The organism is Cryobacterium sp. M15, assembly GCF_002929675.1.
GTDB lineage: Bacteria > Actinomycetota > Actinomycetes > Actinomycetales > Microbacteriaceae > Cryobacterium > Cryobacterium lyxosi.
Genome location: NZ_PJJW01000039.1, coordinates 272251 through 290230, shown reverse-complemented (window position 1 = coordinate 290230; position 17980 = coordinate 272251). Strand labels below are relative to the sequence as shown.

The 17980-nt window shown below is 65.1% G+C and carries 17 protein-coding genes; 9 read left to right on the top strand and 8 right to left on the bottom strand.

Annotation, left to right across the window (positions count from 1 at the left end):
* Positions 1 to 876 (bottom strand): signal recognition particle-docking protein FtsY, encoded by an 876-nt coding sequence (gene ftsY, locus CXY83_RS12705; RefSeq protein WP_104197680.1) that lies wholly within the window; start codon positions 874 to 876, stop codon positions 1 to 3.
* Positions 877 to 1115: 239 nt separating this feature from the next.
* On the opposite strand from ftsY, the gene CXY83_RS12700 reads away from it, so the two are divergent.
* The 9 genes from CXY83_RS12700 to fdxA are packed head-to-tail and all read left to right on the top strand — an operon-like array spanning position 1116 to position 10531.
* Positions 1116 to 2870, top strand: a complete 1755-nt coding sequence (locus tag CXY83_RS12700) for a nitrite/sulfite reductase (protein ID WP_369831164.1) — start codon at positions 1116 to 1118, stop codon at positions 2868 to 2870.
* On the top strand, positions 2867 to 3661 hold the full coding sequence (locus CXY83_RS12695; RefSeq protein ID WP_104197679.1) for a phosphoadenylyl-sulfate reductase: 795 nt from the start codon (positions 2867 to 2869) through the stop codon (positions 3659 to 3661). The genes CXY83_RS12700 and CXY83_RS12695 overlap by 4 nt, the downstream gene beginning before the upstream one ends.
* Entirely contained in the window at positions 3658 to 4569 is a 912-nt protein-coding gene (cysD, locus tag CXY83_RS12690) for a sulfate adenylyltransferase subunit CysD (protein ID WP_199184958.1), read from the top strand. Before CXY83_RS12695 ends, cysD begins: the two co-directional genes overlap by 4 nt.
* Positions 4569 to 5630 (top strand): ABC transporter substrate-binding protein, encoded by a 1062-nt coding sequence (locus CXY83_RS12685; RefSeq protein ID WP_104197677.1) that lies wholly within the window; start codon positions 4569 to 4571, stop codon positions 5628 to 5630. Before cysD ends, CXY83_RS12685 begins: the two co-directional genes overlap by 1 nt.
* A 3-nt stretch (positions 5631 to 5633) precedes the next feature.
* Complete coding sequence (locus tag CXY83_RS12680) at positions 5634 to 7046, top strand: sulfate adenylyltransferase subunit 1 (RefSeq protein WP_104197676.1); 1413 nt, start codon at positions 5634 to 5636, stop codon at positions 7044 to 7046.
* Positions 7047 to 7081: 35 nt separating this feature from the next.
* Positions 7082 to 7849, top strand: coding sequence for an ABC transporter ATP-binding protein (locus CXY83_RS12675; RefSeq protein WP_233200887.1), 768 nt, complete (start codon positions 7082 to 7084; stop codon positions 7847 to 7849).
* Positions 7839 to 8762, top strand: a complete 924-nt coding sequence (locus tag CXY83_RS12670) for an ABC transporter permease (RefSeq protein WP_104197675.1) — start codon at positions 7839 to 7841, stop codon at positions 8760 to 8762. Before CXY83_RS12675 ends, CXY83_RS12670 begins: the two co-directional genes overlap by 11 nt.
* 48 nt (positions 8763 to 8810) lie before the next feature.
* Positions 8811 to 10211, top strand: coding sequence for an FAD-dependent oxidoreductase (locus tag CXY83_RS12665; RefSeq protein WP_104197674.1), 1401 nt, complete (start codon positions 8811 to 8813; stop codon positions 10209 to 10211).
* Entirely contained in the window at positions 10208 to 10531 is a 324-nt protein-coding gene (gene fdxA, locus CXY83_RS12660; protein ID WP_104126929.1) for a ferredoxin, read from the top strand. Before CXY83_RS12665 ends, fdxA begins: the two co-directional genes overlap by 4 nt.
* Before the next feature lie 313 nt (positions 10532 to 10844).
* On the opposite strand, the gene CXY83_RS18635 is transcribed toward fdxA, so the two are convergent.
* The 7 genes from CXY83_RS18635 to CXY83_RS12630 form a co-directional block, all read right to left on the bottom strand.
* Entirely contained in the window at positions 10845 to 11015 is a 171-nt protein-coding gene (locus tag CXY83_RS18635) for a hypothetical protein (protein WP_369831163.1), read from the bottom strand.
* Entirely contained in the window at positions 10985 to 11401 is a 417-nt protein-coding gene (locus tag CXY83_RS12655; RefSeq protein WP_369831162.1) for a HutD family protein, read from the bottom strand. Before CXY83_RS12655 ends, CXY83_RS18635 begins: the two co-directional genes overlap by 31 nt.
* A 144-nt stretch (positions 11402 to 11545) precedes the next feature.
* Complete coding sequence (gene smc, locus CXY83_RS12650; RefSeq protein ID WP_104197673.1) at positions 11546 to 15172, bottom strand: chromosome segregation protein SMC; 3627 nt, start codon at positions 15170 to 15172, stop codon at positions 11546 to 11548.
* A gap of 325 nt (positions 15173 to 15497) precedes the next feature.
* Positions 15498 to 16442 carry a bifunctional DNA-formamidopyrimidine glycosylase/DNA-(apurinic or apyrimidinic site) lyase gene (mutM, locus tag CXY83_RS12645; protein ID WP_104197672.1) on the bottom strand — a complete coding sequence of 315 codons (945 nt, stop codon included), beginning with the start codon at positions 16440 to 16442 and terminating at the stop codon, positions 15498 to 15500.
* An 11-nt stretch (positions 16443 to 16453) separates the two neighbouring features.
* Positions 16454 to 17146 (bottom strand): ribonuclease III, encoded by a 693-nt coding sequence (gene rnc / locus CXY83_RS12640; RefSeq protein ID WP_104197671.1) that lies wholly within the window; start codon positions 17144 to 17146, stop codon positions 16454 to 16456.
* 47 nt (positions 17147 to 17193) lie between these two features.
* Positions 17194 to 17397: a 50S ribosomal protein L32 gene (gene rpmF, locus CXY83_RS12635; protein WP_104126937.1), complete on the bottom strand. Its 204-nt coding sequence runs from the start codon at positions 17395 to 17397 to the stop codon at positions 17194 to 17196.
* Positions 17398 to 17399: 2 nt separating this feature from the next.
* Positions 17400 to 17972 (bottom strand): DUF177 domain-containing protein, encoded by a 573-nt coding sequence (locus CXY83_RS12630; RefSeq protein WP_369831161.1) that lies wholly within the window; start codon positions 17970 to 17972, stop codon positions 17400 to 17402.
* Positions 17973 to 17980 lie beyond the last annotated feature (8 nt).

Below are 17980 nucleotides of genomic sequence, written 5' to 3'. Positions count from 1 at the left end.
TCAGCCGACGAGTTTCTGGGCGAACACGTGCGGGGTGAAACCGGTGAGGTCGTTGATACCTTCACCCTGTCCAACCAGTTTGATGGGAATACCGGTCTTCTCCTGTACCGCCAGCACGAAGCCACCACGGGCTGAGCCGTCAAGCTTGGTCAGCACGAGCCCGGTCACCCCGGCGTGCTCGATGAACGCTTCGGCCTGGGCGAGTCCGTTCTGGCCGGTCGTCGCGTCGAGTACGAGCAGCACCTCGGCGATCGGCCCCTGCTTCTCCACCACCCGCCGAATCTTGGTGAGCTCGTCCATCAGGCCTCCCTTGGTCTGCAGGCGCCCGGCGGTGTCGATGAGCACGATTTCAATGCCCTCGTTCTTCGCCTTCTCCACGGTCTGAAAAGCGACGGATGCCGGATCCTGGCCGGTCATCTGCGGTTTCACGATCTGCGCCTCGGCGCGCTCGGCCCAGGTGGCCAGCTGTTCGACAGCGCCGGCCCGGAATGTGTCAGCAGCCCCGATCACGACGCTGCGACCGTAGGTATTGAGAAACTTTGCGAACTTGCCGATCGTCGTGGTCTTGCCGACGCCGTTGACGCCGACGACGAGCACGACGGCCGGCCGATCGGAGAGCGTGAGGGTGGAGTCGAGAACCGAGAGGCGCTCTTCGATGCCTTCACGCAGCATCCGCTGAAGGTCGGTCGGGTCGGTCGTGTTGTATTTGGCGACCTTGGCACGCAGGTCGGCGATGACGGCTTCGGTGACATTCGGGCCGAAATCGGCTTTCAGCAGGGCGTCCTCGAGGTCATCCCAGGTGTCCGCGTCGATGGTCTTCTTCGCGAACATTCCGCGCAGTGCGCCAGAGAGGGACCAGGGGGTTCGTTCAGCCATGTGCCTAGCCTACGGGGACGCCGCCGCCTTCCGCGCGGTGAGGGACGCGGTCAGGCCGCAGCATGCCAGCTGCCGATTGAACACGCAAGCGGTTCCGCGCAACCTGTGTGACGCCGCGTGACAGTGTGTGACAGCGCATGACCCGCTCACCGCGCCCCCGTTCGTGCGGCGCAGTAGCGTGAGAGTCGTTGGTCCGGTTCGTAAACCCCGGGGCAGCGCCGCAAACCGAGGGAGCCCACGTGCCGAACGAATCCGAGACGGTGCACAGCGAAACGGCCGTGGCCGCGAACGCACCGGCCGCGACCAAGTTGCCCGCAGCCCGTCCGCCGCGGCCTTCAACCCGCCCGAACGGCCAGTGGAAGATAGACGGCACCGAACCGCTCAACGGCAACGAGGTCTGGAAGCAGATCGACAACGGCCTCGCTGTACGTGGCCGTATCGAAGAAATCTATTCCAAGCAGGGGTTCGATTCCATTGACGGCACCGACCTGCACGGCCGTTTTCGCTGGTGGGGCCTCTACACGCAGCGTAAGCCCGGCATCGACGGCGGCAGGACCGCCACCCTCGAGCCGGAAGAACTCGAAGACCGCTACTTCATGCTGCGGGTGCGCATCGACGGCGGCCAGCTCACCACCGAACAGACCCGCGTGATCGGTGAGGTCTCCCGCGACTTCGGCCGCGACACCGCCGACATCACCGACCGCCAGAATATTCAGCTGCACTGGATCCAGATCGAGGACATGCCCGAAATCTGGCGCCGTCTCGAAGCCGTTGGCCTGGAAACCACCCAGGCCTGCGGCGACGTACCCCGCGTCTTCCTCGGCTCCCCCGTGGCCGGAATCGCTGCCGATGAACTCATCGACCCCACCGAAGCCATCGCCGAAATCGCCCGTAAGTACCTCGGCACCGACGAATTCGCCAACCTGCCCCGCAAATTCAAGACGGCCATCACCGGCCACCCGAGCCAGGATGTCGTGCACGAGATCAATGACATCGGTCTCGTAGCCGTCGACCACCCCGAGCTCGGCATCGGCTATGACCTGTGGGTAGGCGGCGCCCTCAGCACCACCCCGCGCCTCGCCGAACGGCTGGGTGCCTTCGTGGCCGAAGACCGAGTATCCGAGGTGTGGCGCGGCGTCACCTCGATCTTTCGGGACTACGGCTACCGTCGCCTCCGCGGCAAAGCACGCCTGAAGTTTCTACTCGCCGAATGGGGCACCGAGAAATTCCGTCGCATTCTCGAAGACGAATACCTCGGCTACCCCCTGCCAGACGGGCCCGCTGCGCCGCGCCCGAAGACGCAGGGTGACCACATCGGTGTGCACAAACAGAAGGACGGCCGCTTCTACATCGGCGTGGCCCCCTTCGTCGGCCGAGTCTCCGGCCAAACCCTCATCCGCCTCGCCGACCTGCTCGAATCCTACGGCTCGAGCAGGCTGCGCACGACCCCACATCAGAAGATCGTGGTGCTCGACGTAGCTGAAGAACACGTGGAGCCGCTCATCGCGGCCCTCGACGAGATCGGGCTATCGGCCCGCCCCAGCCTGTTCCGCCGCTCCACCGTCGCCTGCACCGGCATCGAATTCTGCAAGCTCGCCATTGTCGAAACCAAGCAGACGGCAACGGATGCCATCCTCGAGCTCGAACAACGCCTCGCCACCATCGAGGCCCCGCACCCCATCACCCTGCACGTCAACGGCTGCCCCAACTCCTGCGCCCGCATTCAGGCGGCGGATATCGGGCTGAAAGGCCAGCTGCTGCCGGATGGCAACGGCGGTTCCACCCCTGGTTTCCAGGTGCACCTGGGCGGCGGTCTCGCCTCGGTCGATCGCGAAGAAGCCGGCCTCGGCCGCACCGTGCGTGGCCTCAAGGTCACCGCCGAGAACCTCACCGACTACGTCGAACGCCTCGTGCTGCGCTTTCTAGCCGCCCGCAGCGCCGACGAAACTTTTGCGCAGTGGGCACACCGCGCCGATGAAGAGGACCTCAAATGAGCGCTGTCAATCTGAACGCCAAAATACGCCAGACCCGCGCTGCCACGTCCCCCGCCCGCGACCTGCCGCCGCGTCGATCGGACGTCGAGCTTCAGGCCCTCGCCGAAGCCGGCTCCATTGAGCTCGCAGCGGCCGCGGCCGCCAACAACCGTGAGGCCACCGCCGCCGAGGTCGTGGCCTGGGTCGCCCGCAATTTCGGCGTTGGCTCTGTTGCCGTCGCCTGCTCCATGGCCGACGCGGTGCTGCCCGAGATCGTGTCGCAGCAGCTGCCCGGCGTCGACGTGCTCTTTCTCGACACCGGGTATCACTTCGCCGAGACCTATGCAACCCGCGACGCGGTAGCTGCCGCCCTGCCGGTAACGATTGTCGACGTGTTGCCGCTGACGACGGTGCCGGAGCAGGATGCCCTGCACGGCGCCGAACTCTTTGCCCGCGACGCCAACGCCTGCTGCGCGATGCGCAAGGTCGAACCGCTACAGCGGTCGCTCAGCGGCTACGAGCTGTGGTTCACCGGTGTGCGCCGGGACGAAGCACCCACCCGCGCCAACACGCCGCTGGTGACCTGGGACGAACGCAACGGCTTGGTGAAGGTGAACCCGGTTGCCGCCTGGAGCTATGACGAGCTCATGGACTACGCCACCGAACACCAAGTTCCCGTGAACATATTGCTCTCCCAGGGCTATCCCTCCATTGGTTGCGCCCCGTGCACCCAGCCCGTCGCGGCTGGTGCTGACCCCCGTTCCGGCCGCTGGGCCACCCTCGAGAAGACAGAATGCGGGCTCCACCTATGACGATCGCAACTTCACACCGCCTCTCCGAACTTGACGTGCTCGAGAGCGAAGCGATCCACATTATTCGCGAGGTCGTCGCCGAGTTCGAACGCCCCGTACTGCTGTTCAGCGGCGGCAAGGACTCCGTCGTCGTACTGCACCTCGCCGCGAAGGCGTTCTGGCCTGGCAAGATTCCGTTCTCGCTGCTGCATGTGGACACCGGCCACAACTTTCCCGAAGTGCTCGAGTTTCGCGACAAGACCGTCGCCGCGCACGGCGTACGTCTGACCGTCGCCAAGGTCGAGGATTACATCGCCGACGGCCGCCTGGCGGAACGCGCCGATGGCACCCGCAACCCGCTGCAGACCCTCCCATTGCTCGACGCCATTGCAGCCGGTCGGCACGATGCGGTCTTCGGAGGCGCTCGTCGCGACGAAGATAAAGCGCGCGCGAAGGAGCGCATCCTCTCGCTACGCGATGAGTTCGGGCAGTGGGACCCGCGCAACCAACGCCCCGAACTGTGGAACCTCTACAACGGCCGCCACACCGTCGGCCAGCACGTTCGCGCCTTTCCGATCAGCAACTGGACCGAACTCAACGTCTGGCGCTACATCGAACGCGAGAACATCGCACTGCCCCCGCTCTACTACGCCCACGAGCGTGAGGTGTATCGCCGCGACGACATGTGGCGTGCCGTCGGTCCGGTCAGCCCGGCACGAGCCGACGAGACCGTCGAAGTTCGCACCGTGCGCTACCGCACGGTGGGCGATATGAGCTGCACCGGCGCGGTCGACTCGGCAGCGGTATCCGTCTCCGACGTCGTGCGCGAGGTGGGAGTGAGCACCATCACCGAACGCGGCGCGACCCGCGCCGACGACCGCATCTCCGAGGCCGCCATGGAAGACCGCAAAAAGGAAGGATATTTCTAATGAAGAATTCGCTCCGTTTGGGCGCCCTCATGCTGGGAACGTCCCTTCTGCTCAGTGGATGCGCCGCCACGGCCAGCACCGAGCCCGCAACCGACCAGGGTCCCGCCGCCGAACTTCGCCTGGGCTACTTCGACAACGTCACCCACGCCGCGGCGCTCGTCGGGCTGCAGAACGGCTACTTCGCGGATACCCTCGGCGACACGAAACTGAGCACCCAGATTTTCAGCGCTGGCCCGGCGGCCGTTGAGGCACTCAGCGCCGGGGCCATCGACGCCGCGTACATCGGCCCGAGCCCAGCCGTGAACACGTTCATTCAAAGCGCCGGCCAGTCGGCCGTTATCGTGGCCGGAGCCACGAGCGGCGGGGCTGCGCTCGTGGTGCGAGACGGCATCGACAGCCCGGCCGACCTGGCCGGCACGATTCTCGCCACTCCGCAGTTGGGTAACACCCAGGATGTCGCCCTGCGATCCTGGCTCGGCGACGAGGGTTACAAAACCAGCACGACCGGAGGCGGCGACGTCACGGTGTCCCCCACCGATAACGCGCAGACTTTCACCCTGTTCCAGAGTGGCAAGATCGACGGCGCCTGGCTGCCTGAACCCTGGGTCTCCCGGATTGTACTCGAAGGCGGCGGCCACGTGCTGGTCAATGAAGCCGACCTCTGGGACAACGGCGATTTTCCCACCACCGTACTGCTCGTGCGCAAAGCCTTTCTCGAGGAGCACCCGGACACGGTGGGGGCCCTGCTCGACGGGCACGCCACCGCCGTGGACTGGCTCACCCAGAACCCGGCCGACGCCCCGGCCGTCATCAACGCTCAGCTCACGGCCGACACCGGCAAGGCTCTCGCCGACGATGTTCTGGCTCGCGCCCTGACCGAAGTGAAATTCACTGTCGACCCGCTCGCCACGACCTTTCCGGCGTTACTGGGCGAGGCGGTCAAGGTCGGCACCGCCAAGGACGGCGACCTGAACGGCCTGTTCAACGTGACACTGCTCAACGCCGTACTAGCCGAACGCTCTGAAGGACCGGTCTCGGCCGGCGGATTGGGAACGGAATAACAGATGACCCTCACCATTGACCCCCAGGCCAGCACCGAAAACGACTTCGTCGCCGCTCCCGAAGGCACCCTCTTTCGCTTCGCAACGGCCGGTTCCGTCGACGACGGCAAGTCCACCCTGGTGGGCCGACTGCTGCACGACTCGAAGGCGATCCTGGCCGACCAGCTCGAAGCGGTCACCCGAACCTCCACCGAACGCGGCTTCGGCGGCGAGAGTGGCGGCATCGACTTCGCCCTCCTGACCGACGGCTTACGCGCCGAACGTGAACAGGGCATCACCATCGACGTGGCCTACCGCTACTTCGCAACGCCCGCGCGGTCCTTCATTCTCGCGGACTGCCCCGGCCACGTGCAGTACACCCGCAACATGGTCACCGGCGCCACCACAGCGGATGCTGTCATCATGCTCATCGACGCCCGCAAAGGGGTGCTCGAGCAGACGCGCCGTCATCTCAGCGTCGTCGCGCTGCTGCGGGTACCGCACGTGATCGTCGCGGTCAACAAGATCGATCTGCTGGACTACGACGAAGCCGCGTACCGAGAGGTGGAGGCATCCGTTCGTCTCGTCACCGCCGAACTCGGAATCGCTGAGGTTCTCGTGATTCCAGTGTCGGCACTGGTCGGCGACAACGTCGTCGACCGCTCAGAGCGCACGCCCTGGTACGCCGGGCCGAGCCTGCTTGAACTGCTGGAGACGCTCAGCGTGATCGATGACCTCGACGCATCTGGGCGGGCCTCCGAGGCATTCCGGCTGCCCGTGCAGCTCGTACTGCGCCCGCAGGGCGCTGTCGTCGTGGCCCCCGAGCTCGCCGACTCCTACCGCGACTATCGGGCCTATGCTGGCCAGATCGCGAGCGGCAGCATCAAGGTGGGTGACACCGTCAGCGTTGAACCCGGCGGCGGCACCAGCACCGTCACCAGCATCGACTTCGCCGGGGTATTTCTTGACGAAGCCTTCGCGCCGCAGTCGGTCGCCCTGCAGCTGGCCGACAATCTCGACATTGCCCGCGGCGCCATCATCGCAGCGCTGGACACCCTGCCGCCTCTTACCCGCACGCTCGAAGCCGACCTGTTCTGGCTCGACCCGCGCCCGCTCGCTCCGGGCGCCCGAGTTCTGGTGAAGTTCGGCACGACCGTGGTGCAGGCCCTGGTCAGTGAGGTCACCGGTCGGCTCGACCTGACGACGCTCGGCGTTGAACCGGCGACAAACCTGGCCGTGAACGATATCGGGCAGGCCAGCATCCGCTTATCGCGCGATCTGCCCGTGGAACGCTACGTGCAGAACCGCCGCTCGGGCGCTTTTCTCGTGATTCACCCGCAGGACGGCGCAACCCTCGCCGCCGGCATCGTCACCGCACCGGGCGAGCCCACCCGGGCCGGCGATGGGTCGGGCGCCGGGTCGGACGTGTCGCCGTGACCTCCCCCGCACGCACGTCAGTCGTGACAGCACCCGTGCAGACCACTGAACCGGCCGTCGCCCCGGGGCTAGCCGCAATCACGATCGAGTCCCTCGGTAAGCGCTACGGCACCGGCCCACTCGTGCTCGACGATATCAATCTCTCGATCGAGGCCGGCCAGTTCGTCTGCCTGCTCGGTGCGAGCGGATGCGGCAAGTCCACCCTGCTCAACATCATCGCCGGCCTCGAGAAGCCGACGGAGGGCGCCGTGACCGTGGCGAGCGGTAAAGCCGCCGTCATGTTCCAGGACGCCGCTCTGTTTCCCTGGCTGACCGCCGGCCGCAACGTGGAGCTCGCCCTGAAACTGCGCGGGGTGCCGCGCAAAGCGCGGGTCGCAGCGGCACTCGAACTGCTTGATCTGGTCAACCTGGCCGATGCCGCCGACAAGCGCCCGCACGAGCTCTCCGGCGGCATGCGGCAGCGGGTCGCCCTAGCTCGTTCGCTGGCGCAGGACCGCAAGGTGCTGCTCATGGACGAACCGTTCGCTGCCCTCGACGCCATCACCCGGGACCTGCTGCACGAAGAGCTCGAACGGGTGTGGCGCCAGACCGGCCGCACCATCGTCTTCGTCACCCACAACGTGCGGGAAGCGGCCCGGTTGGGCGAACGAATTCTGCTGATGTCGTCGCGCCCCGGCCGCATCGTCAACGAGTGGACCATCACCGATACCGGCTCCCGCCGAATCGAATCCCCCGAGGTAGCTCGTCTGGGCGACGAGATCACCGGCCAGCTGCGAGAGGAGATCCGCCGCAATGCCGCTTGATGCTCGAATTGACACCACCCCTGCCGCACCGCACACACCCGACCCCGGCCACGACGAATTTCGTCGCCTTGAAGCTGGCCTGGATTCGTTGCAGGCCGTCCCCGAAACGCCCCGCGGAGCTTTCCGCCGCACCGTCGACGGTGTCCTGCCACCGATTCTGCTGCTCATCGCCCTCGTCGCGGCCTGGCAGGTCTATATCCTTATCGCCAAACCGCGGCCGGACCTGATCCCCGGGCCGTTCGACGTGTTCGGTGCCCTGGCCGGCGCATGGTCGAGTGAGCGCCTGCAGCTCGCAGTCGCGACGAGCCTCGAACGCGGCGGCCTCGGCTTTCTGATCGCCGTCGCCATCGGCACCCCGATCGGGCTGCTGCTCGCTGAATGCCGCCCGGTACGACGGGCCGTCGGCCCACTGTTGTCTGGTCTGCAGGTGCTGCCCTCGGTCGCGTGGGTGCCGGCCGCGATCATCTGGTTCGGCCTGACCGATGCCACGGTGTACTTCGTCATCCTGATGGGCGCCGTTCCCTCGATCGCCAACGGACTCGTGTCCGGTGTCGACCAGATTCCGCCGCAGCTTCGCCGCGTCGGAACGGTACTCGGCGCCTCCCGGTTCGAGATGGCGACCCTCGTGGTGCTTCCGGCCGCGCTGCCCGGCTATTTCTCCGGCCTCAAGCAGGGCTGGGCTTTCGCGTGGCGTTCGTTGATGGCCGCGGAGATCATCACGACCGGCGGTACGATCGGATTCGGCCTCGGTACAATGCTTAACCAGAGCCGCGAACTGGCCGATCTCGCGGGCGTGCTCGCAACGATCCTGGTGATTCTGTTCGTCGGGATACTGGTAGAACTGGTGTTTTTCGCTCCGATCGAGCGTCGCCTGTTGCGCCGCCGCGGGCTCATGGCCGCCGGCTTGCGTTGAACCGCGCGCATCCACTTTTCTCCCCTGTTCTCTTGTGAAAGGCCCGTTATGACCCCCGCTTCTTCTGCCCTGCGTGTTGCCATCATCGGCGCCGGCCCAGCCGGCATCTACGCCGGCAACATTCTCAATCGGCTCGTGGTCGAGGCGGGCCACACCGTGGCCATCGACCTGTTCGATTCGTTGCCCGCACCGTACGGGCTGATTCGCTACGGCGTCGCCCCCGACCACCCGCGCATCAAGGGCATCGTCAAGTCGTTGCAGGAGATGCTCGACGCAGGCACGATCCGCTTCATCGGTAACGTCACGTACGGCACCGACCTGAACCTCGCCGATCTGCGCGAGCAGTACCATGCGGTCATCTTCGCGACCGGCGCCATTCTCGATGCCCCACTCGTCATTCCCGGCATCGACCTGCCCGGCTCGTTCGGCGCCGCCGACTTCGTCTCCTGGTACGACGGGCACCCCGACGTACCGCTGGAATGGCCACTCGACGCAACCGACGTGGCGGTCATCGGCAACGGCAACGTCGCCCTGGATGTGGCCCGCATTCTCGCCAAGCACGCCGACGACCTGCTCACCACCGACATTCCCGCGTCGGTCTACGCCGGCCTCGCCGGGTCTCCGGTCACCGACGTGCACGTATTCGGTCGTCGCGGACCATCACAGGTCAAATTCACCCCGATCGAACTGCGTGAACTCGCCGACATTCCCGATGTCGACCTCGTCGTCTATGCCGAAGATTTCACGCCCGACTCATACAGTGAACAGCTCGTCGCCAGCAACAACCAGGTCAAGATCATGACCCGCACGCTGAACGGATGGCTCACCAAGGCTCCCCTCGGCGCCTCGCGTCGCCTGCACCTGCACTTTCTGCACGCGCCGGTCGAAGTGTACGGAGACGGTCGGGTAGAAGGAATCCGTTTTGAACGCACCGAACACACCGGAGACGGCGGGGTGCGGGCGACCGGGCAGGTCGTCGACTACCCGGTACAGGCCGTCTATCGCGCGGTCGGCTACCGGGGCAGCGCGCTCACCGAGGTACCGTTCGACGCCGTTCGCGGTGTCATTCCCAACGACGGCGGGCGGGTGCTCGACGCAGCCGGCGACGCGATCGCGGGACTGTACGCCACCGGGTGGATCAAGCGCGGTCCGGTCGGCCTCATCGGTCATACCAAGGGCGATGCCCTCGAGACCGTGACCCGGCTTGTGGCCGACCTGCCCGTGCTCGTATCCCGTGCAACGGTCGATCAGGGCGCAGATATGATTCTGGCGCTGCTCACGGACCGCGGCGTGGAGTACACCACCTGGGCTGGATGGCGCGCCCTCGACGTGCACGAGCAGTTGCTCGGCAGCCAGGATCTGGTCACCCCCGGCCGGGAGCGGATCAAGGTCATTTCCCGGGCCGAACAGGTCGCCATTTCTCGTGTGGAAGCGTTGTCGGCCCTATGACGTATGTGATCGCTCTTCCGTGCGTCGATGTCAAAGATCGTGCCTGCATCGATGAATGCCCGGTGGACTGCATTTATGAGGGCGAACGCTCCCTCTATATCCATCCGGACGAGTGCGTCGACTGCGGCGCCTGCGAACCGGTCTGCCCGGTCGAAGCCATCTACTACGAAGATGACCTGCCCGAACAGTGGTCCGACTACTACAAAGCCAACGTCGAATTCTTCGATGACATCGGCTCCCCCGGCGGAGCCGCCAAAATCGGCGTCCTCGCCAAGGACCACCCCGTCATCTCCGCACTGCCACCACAGGGGGCCGAGTAGGTCGGACTGGGTACTTACGCGTGCCGGTCAACACGCGAAATCGACTACATGCCGGACATGACCGTGCGAGCGCGCGCGGTCATGTTCTCCCGGCGATGATCACCTTGCACCGGGTTCTTCACTACGACGTATCGATCCGTCGAATGTGCCGCTCATCGTGACGACCCACACGCCGGTCGCAAGAACCTCCTGGCACGGGCCGGTTGAGATCTAGTCGACACCGTTGCTGTCCGTGGCACCAGAATCATCGATATCGGGAAACGCTGTCGCCTCGCAACTGCTGATCTTCACATCACGGATACCGAATAGCCTGTCAGGCCGGAACCGCTTCCAGCGTGATGACGGCGAGGAATCCCCGGCCGAGCACCTCCGGGGCCGGATCGTCGCCGCGTACGGTGTCGAGGATACTCAATTTGGCCTCCTCACCATTGGCGGTCGCGACGGCATTGCCCTTCAGCAGCAGGGCGAATTGATCGCTGAACACCGGGTGGGACGTTTCTTCGACAGCTCGACGATCGACAGAAAGCCCTTGAACGCTCCCCGTCGCGCCATCACGTTCAAATCTTTTATATCGCCGACCGGCAAGGCGGAGCTGGTAACGCTGTCACCGGAAAACCGGAATGGCCGGTACTGTTCCATGGCATGCTCTTCACCATCGACCGTCACAACCATGAGCTCGCCTTCGATCACCGTGAGGATGCGGTCCACCCCTGCAAAAGTAGAAAAGTCGCCGGCCGCGGTCACGTCGGCGATGCTGATGCGCCAGTCGAAGTCCACCGCGCCGTCGGGGAAAGATGCCACCTCGCGGCTGGTGCCGCCGCCGTTTTGCCAGGGTACGGGCCGAAGAGCGTCATATCGAATAATGCGCATGATTTCGAGTTTAGGTCAGCAGACAACACGAAACCAGTTCACACCCAAGCGATGCGCTCTGGCGGCCGCGGCTGGTCCAGCATTGAGAAGTTCGGGAACACCGATCAGTCCACGAACACCGAACTCCCAGCACACCCCGAGCGGTCAGGACGCCGCGGCACGCTCCCGCTGATCGGCACGGGCGCCGACGCGTTGGCCCACGACGGCGCTCACCCCGTCTTGCCGCATGCTGACACCGTAGAGGGCATCCGCTATCTCCATGGTGCGTTTCTGGTGCGTGATCACGATGAGCTGGCTGGTTTCGCGCAGGTCTTCAAAGATGGTCAACAGCCGGCCGAGGTTGGCATCATCAAGGGCCGCTTCGACCTCGTCCATGATGTAGAAAGGGCTCGGGCGGGCCTTGAAAATGGCGATCAGGAGCGCCACAGCGGCGAGCGAGCGTTCGCCACCCGAGAGCAGGGAGAGTCGTTCGATCTTTTTACCGGCCGGCTTCACCGACACCTCGATGCCGGTCGTGAGCACGTCATCGGGGTTGGTGAGCCAGATGCTGCCGCTGCCGCCGGGAAACAGCACCGGGAATACCTCGGCAAAGGCCGCCTGGGTGTCATCGAATGCGGAGGAGAAGATGGTCTGCATCTTTTCATCGATGTCGGCGATGATGGTCAGCAGGTCGCTGCGGGTCTCGGTGAGGTCGGTGAGTTGCTCCGTGAGAAACCGATGCCGTTGCTCGAGTGCCGCGAATTCTTCAAGGGCGAGCGGGTTGACCCGGCCGAGCTGACCGAGCTTGCGTTCAGCAGCCGCGAACCGTTTCAGTTGTTCGGCGCGATCGAAGCGCATACCGTCGCTGGCGCCGTCACCGCTGGTGTGGCTTTCGTCCCGAATACTGTCCCGGATGCTTGCACCGATACCCATACCATCAGGCGGAATGACCTGGTCCGGCCCATATTCGGTGACGAGCACGTCTTCGGTGAGCCCCAGTTCGCTTCCGGCACGTTCGAGCAGGGCCGAGAGTTGCAGTTTCTTCTCGTAGATCTCGAGTTCGAGGCCGTGCACCTTCTCGGTGATCGACGCGAGCCGCTCGCGCAGGGCGTTCTCGTCACGACGCAGCTGCTGAAGTTCAGTGTTCTGGCTGGCCCGTTCGGTTTCGGCGCTCGCCAGTTGAAGCCTCGCCTCAGCGACGGAGCGATCCGCCGCGGCGAGCACAGCCGGAAGTGCCGTGGCGACCCGGGACGCGGCATCCACTTGGCGACGACGAACGACGGCGCGGCGAGCCGCGACGGCAGCGGCGGTGCGGTCGGCCTCGAGACGATGGGTGAGAGTGGTGACGTGCGCTTCGCCAGCGCGCACCCGCTCGCGGGCGGTTTCCCCCTGCAGCCGAGTCTCGATCTCGGTCTCGCGGGCGGTTTCAAGTTCGGTGTGCAACGCGTCGCGCAGGGTCACGTCAAGGATGGGCCGTGGCCGTGACCGGGCGGTGTCGAGGGCAGCTGCTGCCCGTGCGGCGACGGCCTCCGCTTCGGTGACGGCGCTGCTTGCGAGCTGCAACGCGGCAGAGACCCGATCGACGTCGGCGGTGGTGGCGTCTGCGTGCACCAGGAGTCGCCCACGTCGTTCGGTCACGGTGGCGAGCCGCGTTTCACAGGCGCGCAAGGCCGCCCGTGCACTGACGGACTGCTCTTTGTGCGCCTGCAACAGTGTGCGCTGTTCGGTGAAGTCGAACCGCACGCGTTCGATCTGCGAGGTGACGGCCGCGAGTTTCTCGGCGGCGGTATCGCGTTCGGCGACGAGTTCGAGCCTGCTCTGCCTGGCGCCGGACCCTCCGCGTACGACCCACGGGCTCAGCACCTCTCCAGAGAGGGTGATGAGGGTGATACCGTTCGGCAGCTGTGCGGCGCTGGCGACGGCGAGATCGTCGGCGATGACGGTCTGGGCGAGCAGCCCCCGTACGCCGGCCGGGCCGTCGATGACCGAGTTCGCCCAGCGGATGCCCACCCGCGCGCGCAGTTCGTCAACTGGCACTGAAGGGTCATCGGCATCGGCATCGGCAGGGTCATCTGCATCTGCATCTGCATCTGCATCGGCCACGATCAGTTCGACCCGCCCGTAGTCGTCGCGTTCGGCTTGCATGATCGCGGCGAGTGCGGCGTCGCGGTTATCGGCAAGCACGGCGTCGGCGAGGGAACCGAGCGCGGCAGCGATCGCCGCCTCGAACCCCGGCTGCACCCGCACGTGGTCGGCCACGAGGCCGCGAATACCTGCTAGCTGCGCGGCGAGCACCGCCGATGAGCCATCTTTCTGATCGAGCGCGAGGGAAAACGCACCCTGTCGGGCTGCCTGGGCGTCGCGTTCCCGCTCGTGCCGGTGGAGGTCATCGCGAAGGCGCTCCACCTCGGCCTCAACGTGCTGCACCGCGGTTTGCGCCAGTTCAAAAGCCTCGGACAGATCGCCCGAGTCGGGTTCTCCGGCGGGCACGTCCGCTGGCAGTTCGTCGAGCTGCTGCTGTGCTTTTCGGCTGCGGTCCATCGCGTCGCCCTGCGCATTCTGCTGCCGCAACTGCTCACCGCGCACGGCAGTGAGCCGCGACGCCGCGGCCTCCGATTGGCCGGTCAGGTGCGAGATTTCGAGGTCGTGGCGAGAGACGAGTGCTGCCTGCGCCGCGATGTCTTCGTCGACCGCGTCGAGCCGCGACCGGGCCGCCGCACTCTGCTCGCGCGCGGTGTCTGAGGCGATTTGGGCTGTCCCAATGCCCGCACGCAACTGCTCAACCTCATCGGCAGCCTCGGCCAGCATGGTCGGGGTGACACTCGATACGAGTCCGGTCGACTCCGCCTGCGATCCCAGCAGGGCCAGTCGCTGATTGGCGAGGGTGAACAGTCCACGCAGGCGTTCTTGCACCGACTCGAGTCCGTGACTGGTACGGCGAGCCCGGTCGACGGCATCACCGATTTGCGTGAGCTCAAGCCGCTGCGCTCGGTCCTGTTTCTGCGAGAGCTGTTCCTGGAGCACGATCCGCTCGGTGTGCCGTTCACTCTCGGTGCGGTCATGAATGTCGAGTGCGGTGCGCAGCGCCACGACGTCGTCGGCGAGCAGGCGGGCGCGCGCGTCCCGGACGATGGCAGCGATGGTCTGCGCTTCCCGGGCGATTTCGGCCTGGTGTCCGAGCGGCTTGAGCTGGCGCCGAATCTCCCCGGCAAGATCGCTCAGCCTCGTGAGGTTGGTCTGCATCGCATCAAGCTTGCGCACGGTCTTCTCTTTGCGACGCCGGTGCTTGAGAATGCCAGCGGCCTCCTCAATGAAACCTCGGCGTTCCTCCGGGCTCGCACGCAGCACAGCGTCGAGCTGACCCTGCCCGACGATGACGTGCATCTCCCGGCCCAGGCCAGAGTCACTGAGCAGTTCTTGCACGTCGAGCAGCCGGCAGCTGCGCCCGTTGATGGCGTACTCGCTCGCGCCGTTGCGAAACAGTGTGCGCGAAATAGTGACTTCGGAGTAGTCGATCGGCAAGGCGCCGTCGGTGTTGTCAATGGTGAGGATGACCGCGGCCCGGCCGAGCGGACCGCGGGTGGACGTACCGGCGAAGATGACGTCCTCCATCTTTCCACCGCGCAGGGTTTTCACGCCCTGCTCGCCCATTACCCAGGCCAGCGCGTCGACGACGTTGGACTTGCCCGAGCCGTTCGGGCCCACAACGCAGGTGACGCCGGGTTCGAAAGCGAACGTCGTCGGCTGCGCGAACGATTTGAAGCCCTTGAGGGTGAGGCTCTTCAAATACAACAGAAACCCTTTCGGTTGTCGGCCGCGAATACTCGTCTCGGCATTGATTCAACGCTACCGTGACCCGCCGACACTGGCCGGGACATCCGCTGATCGCACAGTGTGGCGTGAACACTTCGGTCGCTCGGATCACTGCGGCGCAGAATGAGGTACTTCTCGATCGTAGAACTCGTCATTTCGCTTAGGGCTACCGCCCAGCTGGCTCGACCCTGACGCGCTGGCCGCGCTCCATGACGTCGTCGATGCGAAGAAATTCGCTACGATCGAGCCCCACTATCCGAACGTCGGGCTCGACTCCAAACCCGCGTGCTGGCGTCGCCCCAGCTCAGCGTGGCGGACCTTCGCTGCCTGGGCGCGGCCGAGTCAACCGCTGGCAGTGCGGGCAGAAGTGCGAGCCGCGGTTCATGAACTGTTCGCGCACGATCAGCGTGCCGCAGCGCGAACACGGGTTGCCCTGCCGTCCGTACGCTTCGAGGCTGTGTGCAAAGTAGCCGGCCTGCCCGTTCACGTTCACATACTGGGCGTCGAAGCTGGTGCCGCCCTCGGCCAGAGCGCGGTGCAAAATGGTGCGCACGGCCGCCAGCAGCGTCGTCGCCTTGGCGCGCGACAGCGACGCAGCGGGCTGCTCATAGTGGATCCGCGCGGCGAACAGCGCTTCGTCCGCGTAAATATTGCCGATGCCGCTGATCAGGTTCTGATCGAGCAGCGCCCGCTTAATGCCGGTTTTCTTCTGGGCGAGCGCAGTGAAGAAGGCACGGGCCGAGAACGATGGGTCGATCGGGTCGCGAGCGATGTGCGCAACCTGTCCGGGAATGTGGTCCTGCCAGACGGCATGCGCTGTGGCCATACCGGAATAGCCGCCGGGAAGCCCGTCGCTGGTGGCGACCATGGTGTCGACGGCCATGCTTCCGAAAATGCGCTGGTCGACGAAATTGACCCACAGTTCTCCGCGGCTCGGGTGCTCCAGCGTCAAGCGGATGCGCAACATGCGATCATCGGCCGCCCCCGGGTTCCGCAGCAGCACCTGGCCGCTCATACCGAGGTGAATGACGAGTGCCCGATCGCTCTCGAGCGGCAGCCACAGAAACTTGCCGCGACGCACCGCTGCGAGAATTCGCCGCCCAACGAGCTGCTTGGCGAACGCCCCGCCCGCGGGAGCGTGCCGGCGCAGAGAACGTTCATCGAAGACCTCGACCCCGGTGACCACAGCATTGGTGACCGCCGGCTGAAGACCACGACGCACGACCTCGACCTCGGGAAGTTCCGGCATTTCGTAAGGCTTTAGAGCGCGTTCAGTTGGTCGATGGCGTCCCGCGCCGCGGCCATTTCCGCGAACTTCTTGCTCGGACCTACTCCCTGGGCAGTCACGGCGGAACCGATCGCTACGGTCGCGACAAAAATCTTCGAGTGATCAGGACCGCTGGATTCGAGCGTGTAGACGGGAATGCCCACGCCGGCGCTGGCGGCGAGCTCTTGCAGGCTCGTTTTCGGGTCCATCGATACACCGAAGTGACCAGGCTCAGCCAACAGGGGTTCGATCAGGCGCAGCACGAACGCAGTGGCGACTTCGCCACCGGCATCCAAGAAAGTGGCTCCAATGAGCGCCTCAACGGTGTCGGCCAAAATCGACGCTTTGTCGCGCCCACCGGTGAGAATCTCACCGCGACCCAAGCGAATGTAATCGCCCAGTCCGAGACCTCGGGCGATCCGGGCGAGGGCGGCCGTGGACACCAGGCTGGCCCGGCGTTTGGCCAGATGACCCTCGTCGAGGTCGGGGTAGGTGCGGTACAGCATTACCGTGACGGCCTGGCCCAGAATCGAGTCGCCAAGAAACTCAAGACGCTCGTTTGTGGGGATACCACCGTTCTCGTACGCAAATGACCGGTGAGTCAGAGCGAGCTCCAGAATCACCGGCTCAATCTGCACTCCGAGGGTCGCCAACAGAGGCGACCGCTCGGTACGCACGCTTTTCATCTATACACCTTCATCGACCGAGTTCCGGCCTCTTCAGAAAGAGTGACTTAGATGTCAGCGACTTTACGGCCCTTGTATTCCATGAACAACGGGGTGCCGGTGGAGTCGGTGACAACCTTGGCGCGGTGCGGCAGGCTGTAGACGACCTTGCCACCCTCCATGGACTTCACGAGGGTGGGAGGCGTGGCCTTCCACTGCGCGCGACGCGAGTGGGTGTTGGAACGCGACATCTTGCGCTTCGGAACTGCCATGACTACTTCTCTTCTCTGCTGTCTGAAACATGGATGGTCGCACCCATGTCTTTGTCTGTGGAAGCCGTGAACCCCGCCAGCGCTGACCACCGGGGATCGAGCGCATCGTCGGAAACGAGTTCGGGCAATTCGTCAAGCGGCTGACCGGTCTCACTGTCAAGACCTGGGCAATCCCGCCGACATACCGGCTGGAACGGAAGTGCTAACACTACCGCGTCCCGAATCAAAGATTCCAAATCGACATGGTCGTCTAGAATCTCAAACTCGAAGGCTTCCTCCTGAGGATAACCGAAAAGCTCGGCAAACTGAACTCGAACCGGCAGGTCGATGTCTTTCAGGCACCGGCCGCACTCGCCGAGTGCCCGCGCGTACACCTCGGTGCTGACCAGGATTCCCTCGTGCATCGCCTCGAGCCGCAGCTCGGTCGACAGAATCGAACCGGCTTTCACCACTACGAGGCCAGCACCCAGGTCGTCGGGAACCTCAATGTCGAGGTGGCGTTCGTGCATGGTACCCGGGCGGTTGATGAGGTCACGCACGTCGACCGTGTACGGAGTCTTCTTGAACTTAGTCACGGTCATAA

Coding starts and splice junctions, on each gene's coding strand:
- ftsY (WP_104197680.1), bottom strand. CDS start 876: ATGGCTGAACGAACCCCCTGGTCCCTCTCTGGCGCACTGCGCGGAATG.
- CXY83_RS12665 (WP_104197674.1), top strand. CDS start 8,811: ATGACCCCCGCTTCTTCTGCCCTGCGTGTTGCCATCATCGGCGCCGGC.
- rpmF (WP_104126937.1), bottom strand. CDS start 17,397: ATGGCAGTTCCGAAGCGCAAGATGTCGCGTTCCAACACCCACTCGCGT.
- CXY83_RS12680 (WP_104197676.1), top strand. CDS start 5,634: ATGACCCTCACCATTGACCCCCAGGCCAGCACCGAAAACGACTTCGTC.
- CXY83_RS12670 (WP_104197675.1), top strand. CDS start 7,839: ATGCCGCTTGATGCTCGAATTGACACCACCCCTGCCGCACCGCACACA.
- fdxA (WP_104126929.1), top strand. CDS start 10,208: ATGACGTATGTGATCGCTCTTCCGTGCGTCGATGTCAAAGATCGTGCC.
- mutM (WP_104197672.1), bottom strand. CDS start 16,442: ATGCCGGAACTTCCCGAGGTCGAGGTCGTGCGTCGTGGTCTTCAGCCG.
- CXY83_RS12685 (WP_104197677.1), top strand. CDS start 4,569: ATGAAGAATTCGCTCCGTTTGGGCGCCCTCATGCTGGGAACGTCCCTT.
- rnc (WP_104197671.1), bottom strand. CDS start 17,146: ATGAAAAGCGTGCGTACCGAGCGGTCGCCTCTGTTGGCGACCCTCGGA.
- CXY83_RS12655 (WP_369831162.1), bottom strand. CDS start 11,401: ATGCGCATTATTCGATATGACGCTCTTCGGCCCGTACCCTGGCAAAAC.
- CXY83_RS12695 (WP_104197679.1), top strand. CDS start 2,867: ATGAGCGCTGTCAATCTGAACGCCAAAATACGCCAGACCCGCGCTGCC.
- cysD (WP_199184958.1), top strand. CDS start 3,658: ATGACGATCGCAACTTCACACCGCCTCTCCGAACTTGACGTGCTCGAG.